This window comes from Nocardioides sp. Arc9.136 (assembly GCF_030506255.1).
GTDB lineage: Bacteria > Actinomycetota > Actinomycetes > Propionibacteriales > Nocardioidaceae > Nocardioides.
Genome location: NZ_CP113431.1, coordinates 4,326,676 through 4,342,512, shown reverse-complemented (window position 1 = coordinate 4,342,512; position 15,837 = coordinate 4,326,676). Strand labels below are relative to the sequence as shown.

Below are 15,837 nucleotides of genomic sequence, written 5' to 3'. Positions count from 1 at the left end.
CGGCCGGTACCCCCAGCGGCGACGTACCGTCGGTAGGCATGACTCCCGCAGACCTGTTGAAGGACGCCTTCGGGCGCATCGTCGAGAGCGGTACGGCGGTCGTGGACGGCCTGACCGACGACCAGCTGACCCGCCGGCCGGCGCCGGACGCCAACCCGATCGCGTGGCTGGTCTGGCACCTGGCCCGCGTCCAGGACGACCACGTGGCCGACGTGGCCGGACAGGAGCAGGTGTGGACCGCCCAGGGGTTCGCGGAGCGGTTCAACCTGCCCTTCGACGACGGCGCCACCGGCTACGGGCAGGACGCCGAGGCCGTGGGTCGGGTCCGCGCGCCGGCGGACCTGCTGGCGGCGTACCTCCGTGCGGTGCACGAGCAGACGGTGGCGTTCCTCGACACGGTCGGCCCCGACGACCTCGACCGGGTCGTCGACGACAGCTGGGACCCGCCGGTCACCCTCGGCGCGCGCCTGGTCAGCGTGGTCGACGACGACACCAAGCACCTCGGCCAGGCGGCGTACGTCAGGGGGTTGCTGGGCGCGTGATCCGGTAGCGGACGAACGACGGCACCGCCAGGGCCGCGACGACGGTGCCGACGACGACCAGCACGCCACCGCCGGCGGCGGCCGCCGCCGTCCCGACGGCGGTCGCAGCGGCACCGTGCGCCACGTCGGCGACGCGCGGCCCGCCGGCCACCACGACGATGAAGACGCCCTGCAGCCGGCCGCGCACCGAGTCGTTCGCGGCGGCCTGCAGCATCGAGGTGCGGAACGCCGCGGAGGCCATGTCGGCGGCACCGCCCAGGACGAGCATCAGCAGCGCCACCACGAGCATCGGCTCCCGCCAGCGGTCGGCGAGCCCCACGGCCAGGCCGAACCCGGTCATCGCGCCGCCCCACACGACGATGCACCAGACGACCGCCCGGCCCTGCCGCTCGACCCGCGACACCCAGCCGCTCAGCACGCCGCCGACCACCGCGCCGGCGGGGATCGCGGCGAACAGCGCCGCGAAGACGAGCCCGCCCTCGTCGGGGCCGCCGAAGTCGAGGTGCGCGATCTCGGGGAACAGCGCCCGCGGCATGCCGAAGACCATCGCGATGATGTCGACGACGAAGGACATCAGCAGCACGGGGTGCCCGCGCAGGTAGGACAGGCCCTCGACGACCGACCGCAGCCCGGGCGCGCCGGCGACGGCGTCGAGCACCGGCAGCGCCGGGAGCCGCACCACCGCGCCCAGCGTCGCCAGGAGCGTGAAGGTGTCGATCAGGTAGAGCCACTCGAAGCCGAGGACCGGGATGAGCGCGCCGGCGACCAGGGGCCCGGCGATCGCGCCGGCCTGGAAGACGGTCATGTTCAGCGAGTTCGCCGCCGGCAGCAGCTCGGCGGGCAGCAGCCGGGGCAGCAGCGCGCTGCGGGTGGGCTGGTTGACCGCGAAGAACGCCTGCTGGACCGAGAACAGCGACAGCAGCACCCACACGCCGACCCCGCCGGCCGCGGCCTGCAGCCAGAACAGGCCGCTGGTCACGATCAGTCCCACCGTGGTGACCACCAGGATCGTGCGCCGGTCGAAGACGTCGGCCAGCGCGCCGCCGTACAGGCCGAAGACGACGAGCGGCACCAGCCCGAAGAGCCCGGTCAGCCCGACGTACGCCGAGGAGCCGGTCTCCTGGTAGATCTGCGCCGGCACCGCCACGACGGTGAGCTGCGCGCCGATCACCGTGATGATGTTGGCGACCCACAGCCGACGGAAGTGCTCGTCGCGCAGGGGGCGGGTGTCGGCGAGGAGCCCCCGCAACCGTGCTGCCGTCGCCACGGGGCGGAAACCTACGCCCGGCCGCGGCGGCGCCCGGCGACGGGTGGGCCGCCGGGCTACCGTCGAGCACGTGCGACGACCCGTGCCGGAGAAGCCAGGGCCGGGCCAGGAGTCGGTGTGGGACTACCCGCGTCCGCCCCGGCTCGAGGCCACCACCGCCCGCCTCGAGGTGGTGCTCGGCGGGGTGACCGTCGCCTCGACCACCCGGGGGTGGCGGGTGCTGGAGACCAGCCACCCGCCGACGTACTACCTGCCGCGCGCGGACTTCGTGGCCGGGTCGCTGCGGGCGGCGGAGGGGTCGAGCACCTGCGAGTGGAAGGGCCGGGCGGCCTACCTCGACCTGCTCGGCGGTGGCCGCACCGCCCCCGGGGCGGCGTGGACCTACCCCGACCCGACCCCGGCGTTCCGCGACCTCGCCGACGCGCTGGCGGTGATGCCGTCCGCGGTCGACTCCTGCTGGGTCGACGGCGAGCGGGTGCTCCCCCAGCCGGGCGGGTTCTACGGCGGCTGGATCACCTCGGCCGTGGTCGGGCCGTTCAAGGGGGACCCGGGCACCTGGGGCTGGTGAGCCGCTGCCCCGGCGGGGCCGGGCGCGGGCTCAGCAGGTGGGGGACTCGCCGAGGCCGAGCAGCCGGTCGGCGAGCAGGTCGCACCACTGGCCCGACCCGGGGCCACCGTTGACCGGACCGTCGGACTCGCCGGGGTGCTTGACCCACAGCCGCCCGTCGAGGGCGCCGTCGAAGACCAGCTTCGGGGCCCGGCCCACCCGCGCCCAGGTCGGGTTGATGACGTCGCCGGCCACGGGGTCCGCGGCACCGTTGCGCGAGGTGTCGACGACCTGCTTGACCCCGGTGACGCCCAGCCCGGCCAGGTCGGCGCGGAGCTGGGCGCCGTACGCGAGCTCGTCGCGGAGGCTGCGGAAGTTCGACACGTTCGTGGCGATGCCGCGCGCCAGGGCCACCCCCGCCTGCTTGAGCAGCAGCGCGCGGCCGTCGTAGGGCCGCCAGTCGCTGTGCCCGGCGTCGAGGTAGACCCAGGCGCCGGCCGTGCTCAGCTTCTTGACCGCGAAGCGCAGCAGCGAGACGCGGTCCGCGACGTCCTCGCAGCCGGGGTCGCCGATGAACGGGATCGCGTCGGGCTCGAGCACCAGCAGCGGCTTGCTGCCCTCGACGCCGGCGGCGACCTGCTTGACCCAGTCGCGGTACGCCGGCCCGTCGGCCGCGCCGCCGGCGGAGTGCTGGTCGCAGTCGCGGTCGGGGATGGAGTAGACGACGAGCACGGGGGTCTTGCGGGCCTCGGCGGCCATGCCGACGTACTCCTCGACGACCGCGCGGACGCGGTCGGTGGGGTAGTACTCGATGCCGAGCCACAGCGCCTGGGACTTCCCCGCGATCTTCGCGTAGCGCGAGCCCTGCCCGAAGACCGGCATCCGCCGGTCGACGAAGAGACCGCGCGTCTTGCGGGGGTCCTTCCTCGCCGCCGCCGCGGATGCTGCCGGCGCCTTCACCGGTGCCTGGTGGACCGCGTCGCGGTCGGCGGGCTGCGAGCTCGCCGGGCTCGCCAGCCCGGTGAGGCCGACGAGCGGGGTCGCGCCGAGCGCGAGAGCGGCGAGGAGGGCAGCCGTTCGGGCGCGCAGGGACGGGCGGAGCATTGCCCCAGGGTAGGTGCGCAGGCCACCTCGCCGGGGCGGAACGGCCCAGCCGGTGGCGTCGGCGGCCGGGCCTACCATCGGCGCGTGACCTCACCGCTGCCCTCCTCGCCGACGCCGCTCGAGCTGCCCGACGCCGACTCCGCCGAGGCCTGGCTGGCCGCCCGCACCGAGGACGGGCTGGCCCGGGCACGCGCCCTGGTCGAGGAGCTGCGCGCCGACCCGCCCACCGACCCGGTGGCCGCGCTCGAGCAGTGGGACGCGGTGACCCGCCTCCTCTCGGGAGTCGCGGCCGCAGGCTCGCTGTTCGGCAACGTCCACCCGCTCGAGGCGGTCCGCGACACCGGCGACCGGGCCGAGCAGGAGGTCGCGAAGCTCGCCACGGAGCTCTCCCAGGACCGCGCGCTCCACGACGCCTTCGCCGCGCTGGACCCCTCCGGTCTCGACGAGCAGGCCGCCCGGCTGCTCACCAGGACGCTCGAGGACTTCCGTCGCGCCGGGGTCGACCGGGACGACGCGACCCGGGCCCGGATCGCCGAGCTCGACGACCGGCTGACCGAGCTCGACCAGGCCTTCTCGCGCGGCATCCGCGACGACGTCCGGTCGATCCGTGTCGCTCCGGAGCGCCTCGCCGGCCTGCCGCAGGACTGGCTGGACTCCCACGCCCCCGACGAGGACGGGCTGGTCACCGTCACCACCGACTACCCCGACGTGGTCCCGGTCCGGACGTTCTGCCACGACGCCGACGTGCGCCGCGACATCGCCGTCGAGTTCCTCCAGCGCGGCTGGCCGCAGAACGACGAGGTGCTGCGCGAGCTGTTCGCCCTGCGCCACGAGCGCGCGACGCTGGTGGGCTACGACTCCTGGCCGTCCTACGACGCGGCCGTGAAGATGATCGGCTCCGGCGCCGCGATCCCGGAGTTCATCGACCGGATCGCCGAGGCCGCGCGCGAGCCGGGGGAGCGCGACCTGGCCCTGGTGCTCGACCGGCTGCGCCGGGACCGGCCCGAGGCCGACGCGCTCACCGCCGTCGACTCCGCCTACTACGAGGAGCTGGTCCGCAAGGAGCAGCTCGAGGTCGACGCCCAGCTGGTGCGGACCTACTTCGAGTTCGCCAAGGTCCGCCAGGGCCTGCTCGACGTGACCGGCCGGCTCTTCGGCCTGCACTACGAGCCGGTCCCCGACGCGCCCGTCTGGGCGCCCGACGTCACGGCGTACGACGTCACCTCGGCCGTGGACGGCTCCGCCGTCGGGAGGATCTACCTCGACCTCCACCCGCGCGAGGGCAAGTACGGCCACGCCGCGCAGTTCACCCTCGTCGACGGCGTCGCCGGTGAGCAGCTGCCCGAGGGCGTCCTGGTCTGCAACTTCTCCCGCGGCCTGATGGAGCACGACCACGTCGTGACGCTGTTCCACGAGTTCGGCCACCTGGTGCACCACGTGCTCGGCGGCCACGGCCGGTGGGCGCGGTTCGCGGGCGTCGCCACCGAGTGGGACTTCGTCGAGGCGCCGAGCCAGATGCTCGAGGAGTGGGCGTGGGACGCCGAGGTCCTGCGCTCCTTCGCCACCGACGCGGCCGGCGAGCCGATCCCCGCCGACCTCGTCGAGCGGATGCGGAGGGCCGACGACTTCGGCAAGGGCACCTTCGCGCGGGTGCAGATGTTCTACGCCGCGATGTCCTACTGGTTCCACGCCGAGCGGCCCGACGACCTCACCGCCCGGATGGTGGAGCTGCAGGAGCAGTACTCGCCGCTGCGGTGGATCGAGGGGACCCACATGTTCGCCAGCTTCGGCCACCTCGGCGGCTACTCCTCGGCGTACTACACCTACATGTGGTCGCTCGTGATCGCCAAGGACCTCTTCAGCGCCTTCGACCCCGCGGACCTGTTCGACCCCGAGGTGGCCGGGCGCTACCGGGACCGCGTGCTGGCGCCGGGCGGCGCCAAGGACGCCGCGGACCTGGTCGAGGACTTCCTGGGGCGGCCCTACACCTTCGACGCGTACGCCGCCTGGCTGGCCCGGTAGCCGCCCGGTCTCAGATCCACCCCATCCGGCGGGCGATGGCGCAGGCGTCGTGCCGGTTGGCGGCGCCGAGCTTGATGACGGCGCTGGACAGGTAGTTGCGCACGGTCCCGGGGGAGAGCGAGGCGCGGGCGGCGATCTCGTCGACGGGCGCCCCGTCCGCGGCCAGCTCCAGCACGTCGGCCTCCCGCGGGGTCAGTGGGCTGTCCCCGGCGGCGATCGCCTCGGTGGCCAGGTCGGGGTCGACGTACCGGCCGCCCGCGTGGACGGTCCGCACCACCCGCGCCAGGGTCGCGGCGGAGGTGGTCTTGGGCAGGAACCCCCGCACGCCCGCCGCCAGCGCCCGCTTGAGGTGGCCGGGCCGGCCGTGGCTGGTGACGATCACGGTGGCGCAGCCGGGGAGGTCTGCGGCGAGCCGCTCGGCCACGGCGATGCCGTCGAGGCCGGGCATCTGCAGGTCGAGCACCGCCACGTCGACGCCGGCCCGGACCGCGGCGGCGACGGCCTCGGGGCCCGAGGCGGCCTGCGCGACCACGTCGAGGTCGTCCTCGAGGTCGAGCATCTGGGCGAGCGCCTCGCGGATGAGGTTCTCGTCGTCGGCCAGCAGCACGCGGACCACCGGGCCCCCGCTCACGGCAGCACCATCCGCACCGTGAAGGAGTCGGCGTCCCGGACCGTCTCGAGCCCGGCGCCGAGGGTGGCCAGGCGCGACCGCACGCCGGCCAGGCCCGTGCCGGCGGCGCCGTCCCCGCCGCTCTCGGGCAGGGCGCCGTCGTTGCGCACGGTCAGGGCGCCCGCGGCGTACTGCACCTCGACGCAGGTGGCCCGGGAGTGCCGCAGCACGTTGGTGACGGCCTCGCGCACCACCCACGCCGCCGGCTCGTGCCACTCCTCGGGCAGCCCGTCGACGTCGGCGGTGGCGTCGATGCCGGCCGAGCGCAGCAGCGCGACGGCGCCGTCCAGCTCCTGGGCCAGGTCGACCGCCCGGTAGCCGCGCGCCAGCTCGCGGGCCTCCTTCAGACCCTCGTGGGCCAGCGAGCGGACCTCGAGCATCCGGTCGGCCGCGCGCTCGTCGCCGCGGCCCGCGAGCGTGGCGGCGAGCTCGGCCTGGACCGCGATCGTCGCCAGCCGTCGGCCCAGCACGTCGTGGACGTCGCGGGAGAACCGGAGCCGCTCCTCGGCGACCGCCAGCGCCGCCTCGGCGTCGCGCCCGCGGTCGAGCTCCAGGACGATGTCGAGCAGCCACAGCGAGAGCCGGGCGGTGGTCATGAAGAACGCCCCGACCAGCACGCCGTACGTCGCCGTCGCGGGGTCGCTCGACGGCAGCCAGGCGGCCACACCGATGCCGACGAGACCGGCGACCGCGACCCGGCGGTCGCGGTAGCCGCCCAGGCCCCAGGCCAGGGAGAACGCCGCGAGCAGCCCGAGGGCGTCCGGCAGGTCGGTCGGCAGCGCCCGCGCCCCGGCGGTCGCGAGGACGGCGAGGCCGACCAGGACGCCGGTGCTCCGGACGGGCAGCGGGCCGGTGTGCGGGTAGATCCGGATGGCGTCGCGCAGCGACCAGGCGGAGGCCACGGAGAGCGCGGCGCCGGCCGCGACGGTCGTGGCGTACGCCGCGGGGTGCTGGCGCGCCGCAGGCACGGCGCCGAGGAGGATCAGGAGGTTCATCCCGCCGGCGATGACGTAGAGCGACTGGCGGGTGTACAGGTCGACGCGCTGGACCTGGTCGCGGTCGGACCAGGCGCGACGCCACCACCGCTGCAGCACGGCCCCGACCCTAGTCGCGCCGTCAGGCGCGGGGCTCCCACCGCATCGAGCGGCGGGCGAGGTACCCGGCCAGCGCCGCCCACGCGACCAGCACCAGCAGCGGCTGCCCGGCGGCCGCCCAGCTGCCGGCGAAGTCGAGGGTCCGCTCGGTGCTGCCGGTCTCCATGCCGAACCAGCTCACCCGCACCAGGTCGGTCATCGCGGCGCCCGGCGTCAGGTCGGTGAACCGACGGACCTCGTCGGGGAAGCCGATCGCGACCTGGCCCAGCACGGCGAGCAGGATCACCGGCATGCTCGTGATCTGGGCGGCCTCGGCGTTGCGGGTCCAGGCGGCCGTCCACAGCGCGAACGCCGCGAACATCAGCAGCGTGACGACCACGGTCACGGCGTACAGCAGCGGGTTGAGCGGCGCGTCCTGGCCGAAGGCGATCGCGAGCGGCACCGCGACCACGGCGGTCGCCAGCGCCACCGCGAAGCCGGGCAGCGCCAGCGAGGTGATGATCTCCGCGTCGGTGCTCTCGCCGGTGCGCAGCCGCTTGAGCACCAGCTCGTCGCGGCGGGTGACCAGCTGGGAGAGCAGGTTGTAGAAGACCGGGAAGAGCGCCGCCATCATCAGCGCGGTCACGATCGCGGCCGCGCCGGCGCCGCCGGAGTCCTCCGACCCGCTGTCGCCGACCAGCAGCAGGCCGAGCGGGAGCAGCGGGAGGACGACGCCGTAGATGAGCGTGAGCCGGTTGCGCAGGACCAGGGTGGCGTTCGCGCGGGCCAGGCCCGCGGTGCGGGACAGCGAGAGCGTGGTCATCGGGCGGCTCCTCCGGTCGGGCGGGCGGGTTCGGGTGCGGGTGCGGGGGCCGGCTCCTCGCCGGAGGCGATGGCGAGGAAGACCGACTCGAGCGAGGCGCTGCGGGCCTCGAGGCCGGGCAGGCGCACGCCGCGGTCGGCCGCGGCGGTGAGCAGCGCGGTCAGCGTCGCCTGCAGGTCGCGGGACTCGATGGTCGTGGTGCCGTGGTCGGTGCCGACCCGGGCGACCGCGGGCAGACCGTGCAGGTCGGGGAGCCCGGCCGCGGTGCCCTCGAACCGGATCGTCGAGGGGTGGTCGGCGCCGAGCTGGGCGGGCGTGCCCTCGCGGACGATGCGCCCGGCGTGCATGATCGCCACCCGGTCGGCCAGCTCCTCGGCCTCCTCCAGGTGGTGGGTGGTCAGCAGCACCGAGCAGCCGCGGTCGCGCAGGCCCGCGACCAGCTCCCACACGCGGCGGCGGCTCTCCGGGTCCAGCCCGGTGGTGGGCTCGTCGAGCAGCACGACCTCCGGCTCGCCGAGCAGCGTGCACGCCAGGTCCAGGCGGCGCAGCTCGCCGCCGGAGAGGGCGCGGACCCGTACGTCGGCGCGGCCGGCCAGGTCGAGGTCGGCCAGCGCGTCGGCGACCGGCCGCGGGGCGGTCATCGTCGCCGCCCACATGCGCAGCGTCTCGGCCACGGTGAGGTCCGCCGGGAACCCACTGCTCTGCAGCAGCACGCCGGTCCGGCGCCGTACCTCCGCCCGGTCGGCCACCGGGTCCAGCCCGAGCACCCGGACCTCCCCGGCGCTCGGCGGCGCCAGCCCCTCGACCACCTCGAGCGCGGACGTCTTGCCGGCGCCGTTCGTGCCCAGGAGGGCGACGACGGTCCCGGCCTCGACCACCAGGTCGACGCCGCGGACGGCCTCGAACGCCTCGGGGCCCGTGCCGTAGGTCCGGTGGAGCCCCCGCACCTCGATGTGCGGACCGCTGGGGACGGCGGGAGCAGTGCTGGTCGTCATGCGTCCCACGCTCCCAGCGGATCCGGCGCTGCCCCAGTGCGCCGGCTCACCGGTCGGCCATGACATCTGTCAGGTCAGGCCCCGCGGGCGGTCCCGGCCCTCGGGCGGAACTCCTCAGGTGAAACCTGCGCTTCCCAGGGGAGGTTTCCCCCAAGAAGCGCAGGAATCCCCGGGGGGCCGGGGAATCCGACACCGGAGTCCTTGTCTGGACGGTCCTATCGACGTACAGTCACGATATATCGCGAACAGTTCGCGACACGTACTCGAAGGAGAGCGCCATGAAGCACCACCACCACCCCCAGCGCGGCGGCCCCGGACCCTGGGGCGCCTGGTCCGACCTGGGCGGCGGGCACCGCGGCGGCGGCCGTCGCGGCGGACCGCCGCCGTGGCTCGCCGGCCTCTTCGGCAGCCCGGGCGCCGGCGACGGCCGTCGCGGACCCCGCGCCCGCCGCGGCGACGTCCGTGCGGCCATCCTGGACGTGCTGGCCACGGCCGGCGAGACCGAGCAGCTCAACGGCTACCAGGTCATCCAGGCGATCACCGACCGCACGGAGGGCGCCTGGCGGCCCAGCCCCGGCTCGGTGTACCCGACCGTGCAGCAGCTCGAGGACGAGGGCCTGGTCGAGACCGACGCCGACCGCGGTCGCCGCGCGCTGCGCCTCACCGAGGCCGGCCGGGCGTACGTCGCCGAGCACCCCGAGGAGCTCGCCGCGGTCTGGTCGCCCTTCGAGGCGTCGACCCGCGAGGACGCCCGCGGCGGCGTCGACGTCCGTCCCGAGATCGGGCAGGTCATGAGCGCGGTCTGGCAGATCGTCACCACCGGCAGCGAGGGCCAGCGCCGCGCGGCCGTCGACGTCCTCGTCGACACCCGTCGCCGGCTGTACGGCATCCTCGCCGACGGCGACCCGGCCGAGGACCCGGCCGACGACCAGGCCGGGGACCGGCCGGACGACCGGCCCGCCACGGACGCATGAACGAGCACCTGCGCATCGGCGACGCCGAGCGCGACCGGGCGGCGGCCGACCTCGCAGAGCACTATGCCGAGGGCCGGCTGACCGCCGAGGAGCACGCGGAGCGCCTCGACCGGGTCTGGGCCGCCCGCACGCGGGCGGACCTGGGTCCCGTGTTCCGCGACCTGCCGGCCGCCCCTCCGGCCCGGTCCGTCCGGTCCGTGTCGGGCCGGGGGGCGGCCCGTCGGTCGGGGCCCTCGCCGGCGGTGCTCGCGGTCGCCGGGGGGCTGGTCGTGCTGACCGTGCTCACCCACCTGCCCCTGGTGCTGCTGGCGCTCGTGCTCTTCGTCGTGGTGCGCAGACACCGGCGAGGCGCGTGGTTACCCTCCGGTACGTGACGACACCCTCGTTCGACCTCGGCCCCGACCACCTCGAGCTGCGCGACTGGGTCCACTCCTTCGCCGCCGACGTCATCCGCCCGGCCGCGCCGGAGTGGGACGAGCGCGAGGAGTTCCCGTGGCCGGTGCTGGAGGAGGCCGCGAAGATCGGGCTCTACTCCCTCGACTTCTTCGCCACCCAGAGCTTCGACCAGAGCGGTCTCGGCATCCCGGTGACCATGGAGGAGCTCTTCTGGGGCGACGCCGGCATCGGCCTCGCCATCGTCGGCACCGCCCTCGCGGCCGCCGGCGTCAGCGCGAACGGCACGCCCGAGCAGGTCGGCGAGTGGGTCCCGGAGATGTTCGGCCAGCCCGGGGACCTGCGCCTCGGCGCGTTCTGCTCCTCCGAGCCCGACGCCGGCAGCGACGTGGGCGCGATGCGCACGCGTGCGACGTACGACGAGGCGACCGACGAGTGGGTCGTCAACGGGACCAAGACGTGGGCGACGAACGGCGGCCTGGCCGACGTGCACGTCGTCACCGCGGTCGTCGACCCCGACCTGCGCTCGCGCGGCCAGGCGTCGTTCGTCGTCCCGCCCGGCACCAAGGGCCTCAGCCAGGGGCAGAAGTTCCACAAGCACGGCATCCGCGCCTCCCACACCGCCGAGGTCGTGCTCGACCAGGTGCGCGTGCCGGGCCGCTGCCTGCTGGGCGGCAAGGAGAAGCTCGACGCCCGCCTGGCCCGCGCCCGGGAGGGCACCCGTGCCGGCGGCAACGCCAGCATGGCGACGTTCGAGCGGACCCGCCCCGCGGTCGGGGCCCAGGCCGTCGGCATCGCGCGGGCGGCCTACGAGGTGGCGCTGGACTACGCCGGGACCCGCGAGCAGTTCGGCCGGCCGATCATCGAGAACCAGGCCATCGCCTTCGCGCTGGCCGACATGAAGACCTCCATCGACGCCGCCCGGCTGCTGGTGTGGCGTGCCGCGTGGATGGCCAGCCAGGGCAAGACCTTCGAGGCGGCGGAGGGCTCGATGTCCAAGCTGGTCGCCGGCGAGACGGCCGTCAAGGTCACCGGCCAGGCCATGCAGATCCTCGGCGGCAACGGGTTCACCCGCGAGTACCCCGTCGAGCGGATGGCCCGCGACGCCAAGATCTACACGATCTTCGAGGGCACCTCGGAGATCCAGCGCCTCGTCATCGCCCGCGCGATCTCCGGGGCCCAGGTCCGCTGAGCCGCGGCGCGGGAGGCTCGCCGCCGGGGCTCAGCGCCCGGCGGTGACGACGAGCGCAGCCAGGTCCTCGGGCCGGGAGTACATCGCGAGGTGGCCCGCCTCGAGGTCCACCACCCGGCAGTCGCCGATCGCGGCGATCGCACGGTCCTGGTGTTCCACTGGCAGGGTCCGGTCCAGCGTCGTCCGGACGTAGGTCACCGCTCCCAGCCGCTGGAGCCCGGTGAGGTCGCTCGGCTCGGAGAGCAGCGCCGTGGTGTCGGCCTGCATGTCGGCGAGCGCCAGCCGTGTCCGCTCGTCGTCGAGGTCGTGGCACAGGGCGGCCCGGGCGGTCTCCTCGTCCAGGACGTAGGTGCCGTCGCCGGAACCGGCGAGCACCGCCTCCCGGATCCCCGGGTCGATGTTGTCGGCGATCGCCTCCCCGTGCGGCGGGATGGTGGAGGCCACCAGCACGCACGCCCGGAACCGCTCGGGCACCCGGTTGAGCAGGTGCGCGGCGGTGAGCCCGCCCGCGGAGTGGGCGACCAGGACCGCGTCGGTGACGTCGGCCGCCCGCACGTCCTCGGCGGCGGCGGAGACGAAGTCCTCGAAGGTGACCTCGGCGAGGCGGGCCGGGCGACGGCCTCGTCCCGGGAGGTCCACGACCACGCACGGACCGTCGAGGTGGGGCGTGACGAACCGCCAGCTGTCGCCGCCGTAGTTGGCGCCGTGGACGAGTACGTAGGTGGTCATCGGGGTCTCCTGGGACGGGGGTCGGTCGTGAGCGGCTCAGTCGGTGAACCGGACGGCGGGCGTGCGGCAGATCAGCAGGCGCCGCACCTTCCGGCCGCTCTCGTCGAGCTGGGCGCTGGCGTTGAAGGAGGCCTCGAACCCGCCGTCGCGCCGGGTCTCGCCGAGCACGAGCTCGGTGCCGTCGGTCCGCGCGCCGGCGAGGAGGTGGTGCGTGAGGACGCTGACCTCGCGCTGCTCGAGGTAGACCACGAGCCCGGCGCGGTCGCCGCGGAACTCGGCGGCCTGGCCTCCTGTGGAGAACAGGATGGAGAGCTGGAAGTCGTCGGTGATCATGTCGAGCACCCGCTCGGGGGTGCTGGAGTCCATGATCTCGAACCAGTCGCGCAGCAGGGGCGTCGTGGTCACGGTTCGGGGCTCCTCGTCCGGGTGGGTCGCGGTGGGGGTGGCGGGACAGGTGGCGGGGCCGGTGGTCACGGGAGCAGGCCCAGCTCGGGGTCGAAGGACACCTGGTAGCGCGCGATCAGGCCCTGCTCGTCGAGCCGGACCGCCGCCAGGAAGTGCCCGGTGGTGGTCGACCCGTCCTCAACCACCGCGCCGTAGACGAACTCCACGTCGTCCGCGACGGACGAGCGCCGGGGCACGTGGCGCCGGACGACGTCCCCGCGGCCGGACAGGTAGTCGACGAGGCCCTGGCGGGCCTCGCCGCGGACCGCGCGGCCGGGAAGGTGGATCGCGAACCGGACGTCGGGCGCCACCAGTGCCATGGCCGCGTCGAGGTCGCCGGCGTCGACGGCCGCGTAGTACCGGACAAGGGTCGAGGTGTCGGGCATGGATTGAACCTAGTTCAAGTCACTCGCGGCTGTCGACCCTTGTCTCCCGCGGATCGAGCACTTAACCTGAACTGAACTCAAATTAGTTCCAGTCGAGGAGGAGTGCCGTGGTGAACCCCTGGCCAGAGTCGGACCCGGCGGTCATGGCCCCCGTCGCAGAGCACGACGAGCTCCGCGAGGTCGTGCGCCAGGTGCTCGCCAAGCACGCCGGTCACGAGCAGGTGCGGAGTGCTGCCGCCACCGAGCGAGGCTGGTCCGAGGAGCTCTGGCAGCTCCTCAACGCCGAGCTCGAGGTGGCCGGCATGGCCGTCCCCGAGGAGCGCGGTGGCTCGGGGTACGGCGTGCGCGAGCTCGCCGTGCTCCTGGAGGAGGCAGGAGGGGCGCTCCTGCCCGAGCCGCTCCTCGCCTCGGCGGTGCTGGGTGCCCAGGCGCTCGCCGCCGCCGACAGTGCCGACGAGCACCGTCCGCTGCTCGACGCGCTCGTGGCCGGGCGGTCCGTGGCCACGGTGGCCCCGCTGCGGGGACCGGTCGCGCTCCGGGCCGAGCGGGACGGGGAGGCCTGGCTGGTCTCCGGCGTGCTCCCCCGCGTCCTGCAGGCCGGTGCGGCCGACCACCTCGTCTGCCGCGCTGCCTCCGAGCGGGGCGAGGTGCTGGTGGTGACCGGCCTGGCCGCCGCGCGGGTCGAGCAGCTCACGGTCGTCGACCCGACCCGGCGCCAGGCCCGGGTGTCGCTCGAGCGGTCACCCGCCGCGCTCGTGGTGGGGACCGCGCGCCACGACGAGGTCGTCGAGCGGCTGGCGCTGCTCGCCGACGTCGCCGTCGCGGCCGAGCACGCCGGCATCGTCGCCCACCTGCTGGAGGCCACCTGTGCCTACGTCGTGCAGCGCGAGCAGTTCGGCCGGCCGATCGGCTCCTTCCAGGCGGTCAAGCACCGCCTGGCCGACCTCCTCGTGGACCTCGAGCGCTCCCGCTCGGCCGTCCGGTACGCCGCGGCCGCCATGGACGCCGACCCGGTCTCGGCCGCGCTCCCGGTGGCCGTGGCGGCGGCGGTCTGCGCCGACGCTGCCGTCCGGACGGCGCACGAGGCCGTGCAGCTCCACGGCGGGATCGGCTTCACCTGGGAGCACTTCGCCCACGACTACCTGCGCCGGGTGCTCGGCGACGAGGGGCTCTTCGGTGCCTCCCGCGCGCAGCGCGCGACCGTGGCGGAGCTCATCGGCGTCTGACGCGCCAGGACGCGGCAGAGGAGGGGCGCCCGCCGGGCGCCCCTCCTCCCGTTCCCGGTGCGACGCGGTGGGTCGCGGTCAGTCCCCGCCGGTCGCCGTGCGGGCCGCGGCCAGCCCGAAGACGAGGGCGGACGCCAGTCCGCCCGCATAGGCACGGTCGTACAGCCCGCCGCTGTCGGACCCGGCGCACAGGAGCCCCGGCACGGGCGCTCCGTCCGCGCCCAGTACCCGGGCAGAGTCGTCGATGAGGACGCCGTAGAAGGGGAAGGTCACCGCAGGCACGCACTCCACGACGTACCACGGCCCCTCGTCCAGCGGTGCCGGGTCTCTGCGGCGCCCCGGGGAGACGGGCTCCTGCGCCGTGCTCGCGCGGTTGTAGGCCTCGACCTGGGCCCGGACGGCGGCGCCGTCGTAGCCCCACTCCTCCGGCAGGTAGTCGAGCTCGTCCAGGCTCTCGGCCAGCCCCACCCGTCCACCGCGCCTGCTGGCGACCGCGAACTTGTCGAGGGCGACGGCGCCCTCGACGTAGGAGCCCACGACCCAGTCGCGGTGGACGCGCGCGTCGGCGACCAGCAGGCCGCGCGACTCGGGCTGCTCCAGCAGCGCCATGGTCGTGAGGTGGTCCCCGAGGGTCTCGTCGGTGAAGCGCTGGTTCTCCAGGTTGAACAGCAGGGCGTGCTCGCTGTAGTAGAGCGAGAGGTCCACGAAGTCGGAGGGGTCCGCGAAGGTGATCCCGCTCGGGACGAGGTGGCCGTAGAAGCCGGCGTCCTGGTGCCCAGTGGCGGCACCGACTTCGGCGGCCAGCCGGTAGCCGGTCCCCGTGCTGTGCGGGTTCGACCGCAGCTGCATGCCACCCGCCCGCGGGTGGACGTGCTCGGCGAGCAGGTCGGCGTCGCCCTGGAAGCCGCCGGTCGCGAGCAGCGTCCACGGCGCCCGCAGCTCCTCGGCGGCTCCGTCCGCGCCCACGGCGAGGGCGCCCGTGACGCGTCCGCCCTCGGTGAGCAGCCGCTCGACGGTGGTCCGCAGGCGGACCTCCCCGCCGGCTTCGGTGACGAGGCGGCGGCACACGTCGACGTACTGGTTGGTGTCGAACTGGTGGCCGGAGCCGAACCCGAGGACCGGCACCGGCTCCCGGGCCTCGACCCCGGTGGACCGGATCCACGCGACGCCGTCGGCGAACCGGTCGACCAGGGCGTGCCGCAGTGTCTCGTCGCCGGCCGGGTTGACCTCGTCCATCACCTCGCGCGACGGCGCGGTCCAGGCGTACCCCGCGAACCGTGCCGAGCCGCCGACGTCGTCGGACACCTCGAGCACCACGACGCGCTTGCCGTCGCGGGTCGCGCGGGCCGCCGCGGTCAGGCCGGCCATCCCGGCGCCGATGACGAGCAGGTCGATCTCCTGCATGGAGGGGCTCCCTTCGGTGTGTGAGGTGCGTTACGGTAACCGAACT

The 15,837-nt window shown here is 74.9% G+C and carries 17 protein-coding genes; 7 read left to right on the top strand and 10 right to left on the bottom strand.

Features of this window, described 5'->3' with window-relative positions; genetic code table 11:
• Window positions 1–38 precede the first annotated feature (38 nt).
• Window positions 39–542: a DUF664 domain-containing protein gene (locus OSR43_RS20960; protein ID WP_302268767.1), complete on the top strand. Its 504-nt coding sequence runs from the start codon at window positions 39–41 to the stop codon at window positions 540–542.
• Here OSR43_RS20960 and OSR43_RS20955 read toward each other — a convergent pair.
• Complete coding sequence (locus tag OSR43_RS20955) at window positions 520–1,809, bottom strand: MFS transporter (RefSeq protein WP_302268766.1); 1,290 nt, start codon at window positions 1,807–1,809, stop codon at window positions 520–522. The two genes, OSR43_RS20960 and OSR43_RS20955, sit on opposite strands and share 23 nt — an antisense overlap.
• A 70-nt stretch (window positions 1,810–1,879) precedes the next feature.
• Between OSR43_RS20955 and OSR43_RS20950 the strand changes: the two genes are divergently transcribed.
• Window positions 1,880–2,377 carry a DUF427 domain-containing protein gene (locus OSR43_RS20950; RefSeq protein ID WP_302268765.1) on the top strand — a complete coding sequence of 166 codons (498 nt, stop codon included), beginning with the start codon at window positions 1,880–1,882 and terminating at the stop codon, window positions 2,375–2,377.
• Window positions 2,378–2,407: 30 nt separating this feature from the next.
• On the opposite strand, the gene OSR43_RS20945 is transcribed toward OSR43_RS20950, so the two are convergent.
• Complete coding sequence (locus OSR43_RS20945; RefSeq protein ID WP_302268764.1) at window positions 2,408–3,460, bottom strand: glycoside hydrolase family 6 protein; 1,053 nt, start codon at window positions 3,458–3,460, stop codon at window positions 2,408–2,410.
• Window positions 3,461–3,544: 84 nt separating this feature from the next.
• On the opposite strand from OSR43_RS20945, the gene OSR43_RS20940 reads away from it, so the two are divergent.
• Window positions 3,545–5,482 carry a M3 family metallopeptidase gene (locus OSR43_RS20940; protein ID WP_302268763.1) on the top strand — a complete coding sequence of 646 codons (1,938 nt, stop codon included), beginning with the start codon at window positions 3,545–3,547 and terminating at the stop codon, window positions 5,480–5,482.
• 10 nt (window positions 5,483–5,492) lie between these two features.
• Here OSR43_RS20940 and OSR43_RS20935 read toward each other — a convergent pair whose 3' ends face one another.
• The 4 genes from OSR43_RS20935 to OSR43_RS20920 are packed head-to-tail and all read right to left on the bottom strand — an operon-like array spanning window position 5,493 to window position 9,043.
• The gene (locus tag OSR43_RS20935; RefSeq protein ID WP_302271744.1) at window positions 5,493–6,098 is read right to left on the bottom strand and encodes a response regulator transcription factor; all 606 of its coding nucleotides are present in this window, start codon (window positions 6,096–6,098) and stop codon (window positions 5,493–5,495) included.
• Between the two features lie 11 nt (window positions 6,099–6,109).
• On the bottom strand, window positions 6,110–7,246 hold the full coding sequence (locus tag OSR43_RS20930) for a sensor histidine kinase (protein WP_302268761.1): 1,137 nt from the start codon (window positions 7,244–7,246) through the stop codon (window positions 6,110–6,112).
• 22 nt (window positions 7,247–7,268) lie between these two features.
• Window positions 7,269–8,048, bottom strand: a complete 780-nt coding sequence (locus OSR43_RS20925) for an ABC transporter permease (protein ID WP_302268760.1) — start codon at window positions 8,046–8,048, stop codon at window positions 7,269–7,271.
• On the bottom strand, window positions 8,045–9,043 hold the full coding sequence (locus tag OSR43_RS20920) for an ABC transporter ATP-binding protein (protein WP_302268759.1): 999 nt from the start codon (window positions 9,041–9,043) through the stop codon (window positions 8,045–8,047). Before OSR43_RS20920 ends, OSR43_RS20925 begins: the two co-directional genes overlap by 4 nt.
• 278 nt (window positions 9,044–9,321) lie before the next feature.
• Here OSR43_RS20920 and OSR43_RS20915 point away from each other — a divergent pair, with 278 nt between their 5' ends.
• From OSR43_RS20915 to OSR43_RS20905, 3 genes are read left to right on the top strand one after another with little or no spacing between them, the layout of a single operon-like run.
• A complete protein-coding gene (locus OSR43_RS20915) occupies window positions 9,322–10,017 on the top strand; it encodes a PadR family transcriptional regulator (protein WP_302268758.1) in 696 nt (231 codons plus the stop codon).
• Window positions 10,014–10,391 (top strand): DUF1707 domain-containing protein, encoded by a 378-nt coding sequence (locus OSR43_RS20910; RefSeq protein ID WP_302268757.1) that lies wholly within the window; start codon window positions 10,014–10,016, stop codon window positions 10,389–10,391. Before OSR43_RS20915 ends, OSR43_RS20910 begins: the two co-directional genes overlap by 4 nt.
• Window positions 10,370–11,602 (top strand): acyl-CoA dehydrogenase family protein, encoded by a 1,233-nt coding sequence (locus tag OSR43_RS20905; RefSeq protein WP_367891506.1) that lies wholly within the window; start codon window positions 10,370–10,372, stop codon window positions 11,600–11,602. The genes OSR43_RS20910 and OSR43_RS20905 overlap by 22 nt, the downstream gene beginning before the upstream one ends.
• Before the next feature lie 30 nt (window positions 11,603–11,632).
• Here the strand turns inward: OSR43_RS20905 and OSR43_RS20900 are convergent, their stop codons facing one another.
• From OSR43_RS20900 to OSR43_RS20890, 3 genes are all read right to left on the bottom strand, one after another.
• Window positions 11,633–12,331 carry an alpha/beta fold hydrolase gene (locus OSR43_RS20900; RefSeq protein ID WP_302268754.1) on the bottom strand — a complete coding sequence of 233 codons (699 nt, stop codon included), beginning with the start codon at window positions 12,329–12,331 and terminating at the stop codon, window positions 11,633–11,635.
• A gap of 36 nt (window positions 12,332–12,367) precedes the next feature.
• On the bottom strand, window positions 12,368–12,736 hold the full coding sequence (locus OSR43_RS20895; protein ID WP_302268752.1) for a hypothetical protein: 369 nt from the start codon (window positions 12,734–12,736) through the stop codon (window positions 12,368–12,370).
• Window positions 12,737–12,801: 65 nt separating this feature from the next.
• On the bottom strand, window positions 12,802–13,161 hold the full coding sequence (locus OSR43_RS20890) for a nuclear transport factor 2 family protein (protein WP_302268750.1): 360 nt from the start codon (window positions 13,159–13,161) through the stop codon (window positions 12,802–12,804).
• A 143-nt stretch (window positions 13,162–13,304) separates the two neighbouring features.
• On the opposite strand from OSR43_RS20890, the gene OSR43_RS20885 reads away from it, so the two are divergent.
• Window positions 13,305–14,387 carry an acyl-CoA dehydrogenase family protein gene (locus OSR43_RS20885; RefSeq protein ID WP_302268749.1) on the top strand — a complete coding sequence of 361 codons (1,083 nt, stop codon included), beginning with the start codon at window positions 13,305–13,307 and terminating at the stop codon, window positions 14,385–14,387.
• Window positions 14,388–14,465: 78 nt separating this feature from the next.
• On the opposite strand, the gene OSR43_RS20880 is transcribed toward OSR43_RS20885, so the two are convergent.
• A complete protein-coding gene (locus OSR43_RS20880) occupies window positions 14,466–15,791 on the bottom strand; it encodes an FAD-binding protein (protein WP_302268748.1) in 1,326 nt (441 codons plus the stop codon).
• Between the last annotated feature and the right edge of the window lie 46 nt (window positions 15,792–15,837).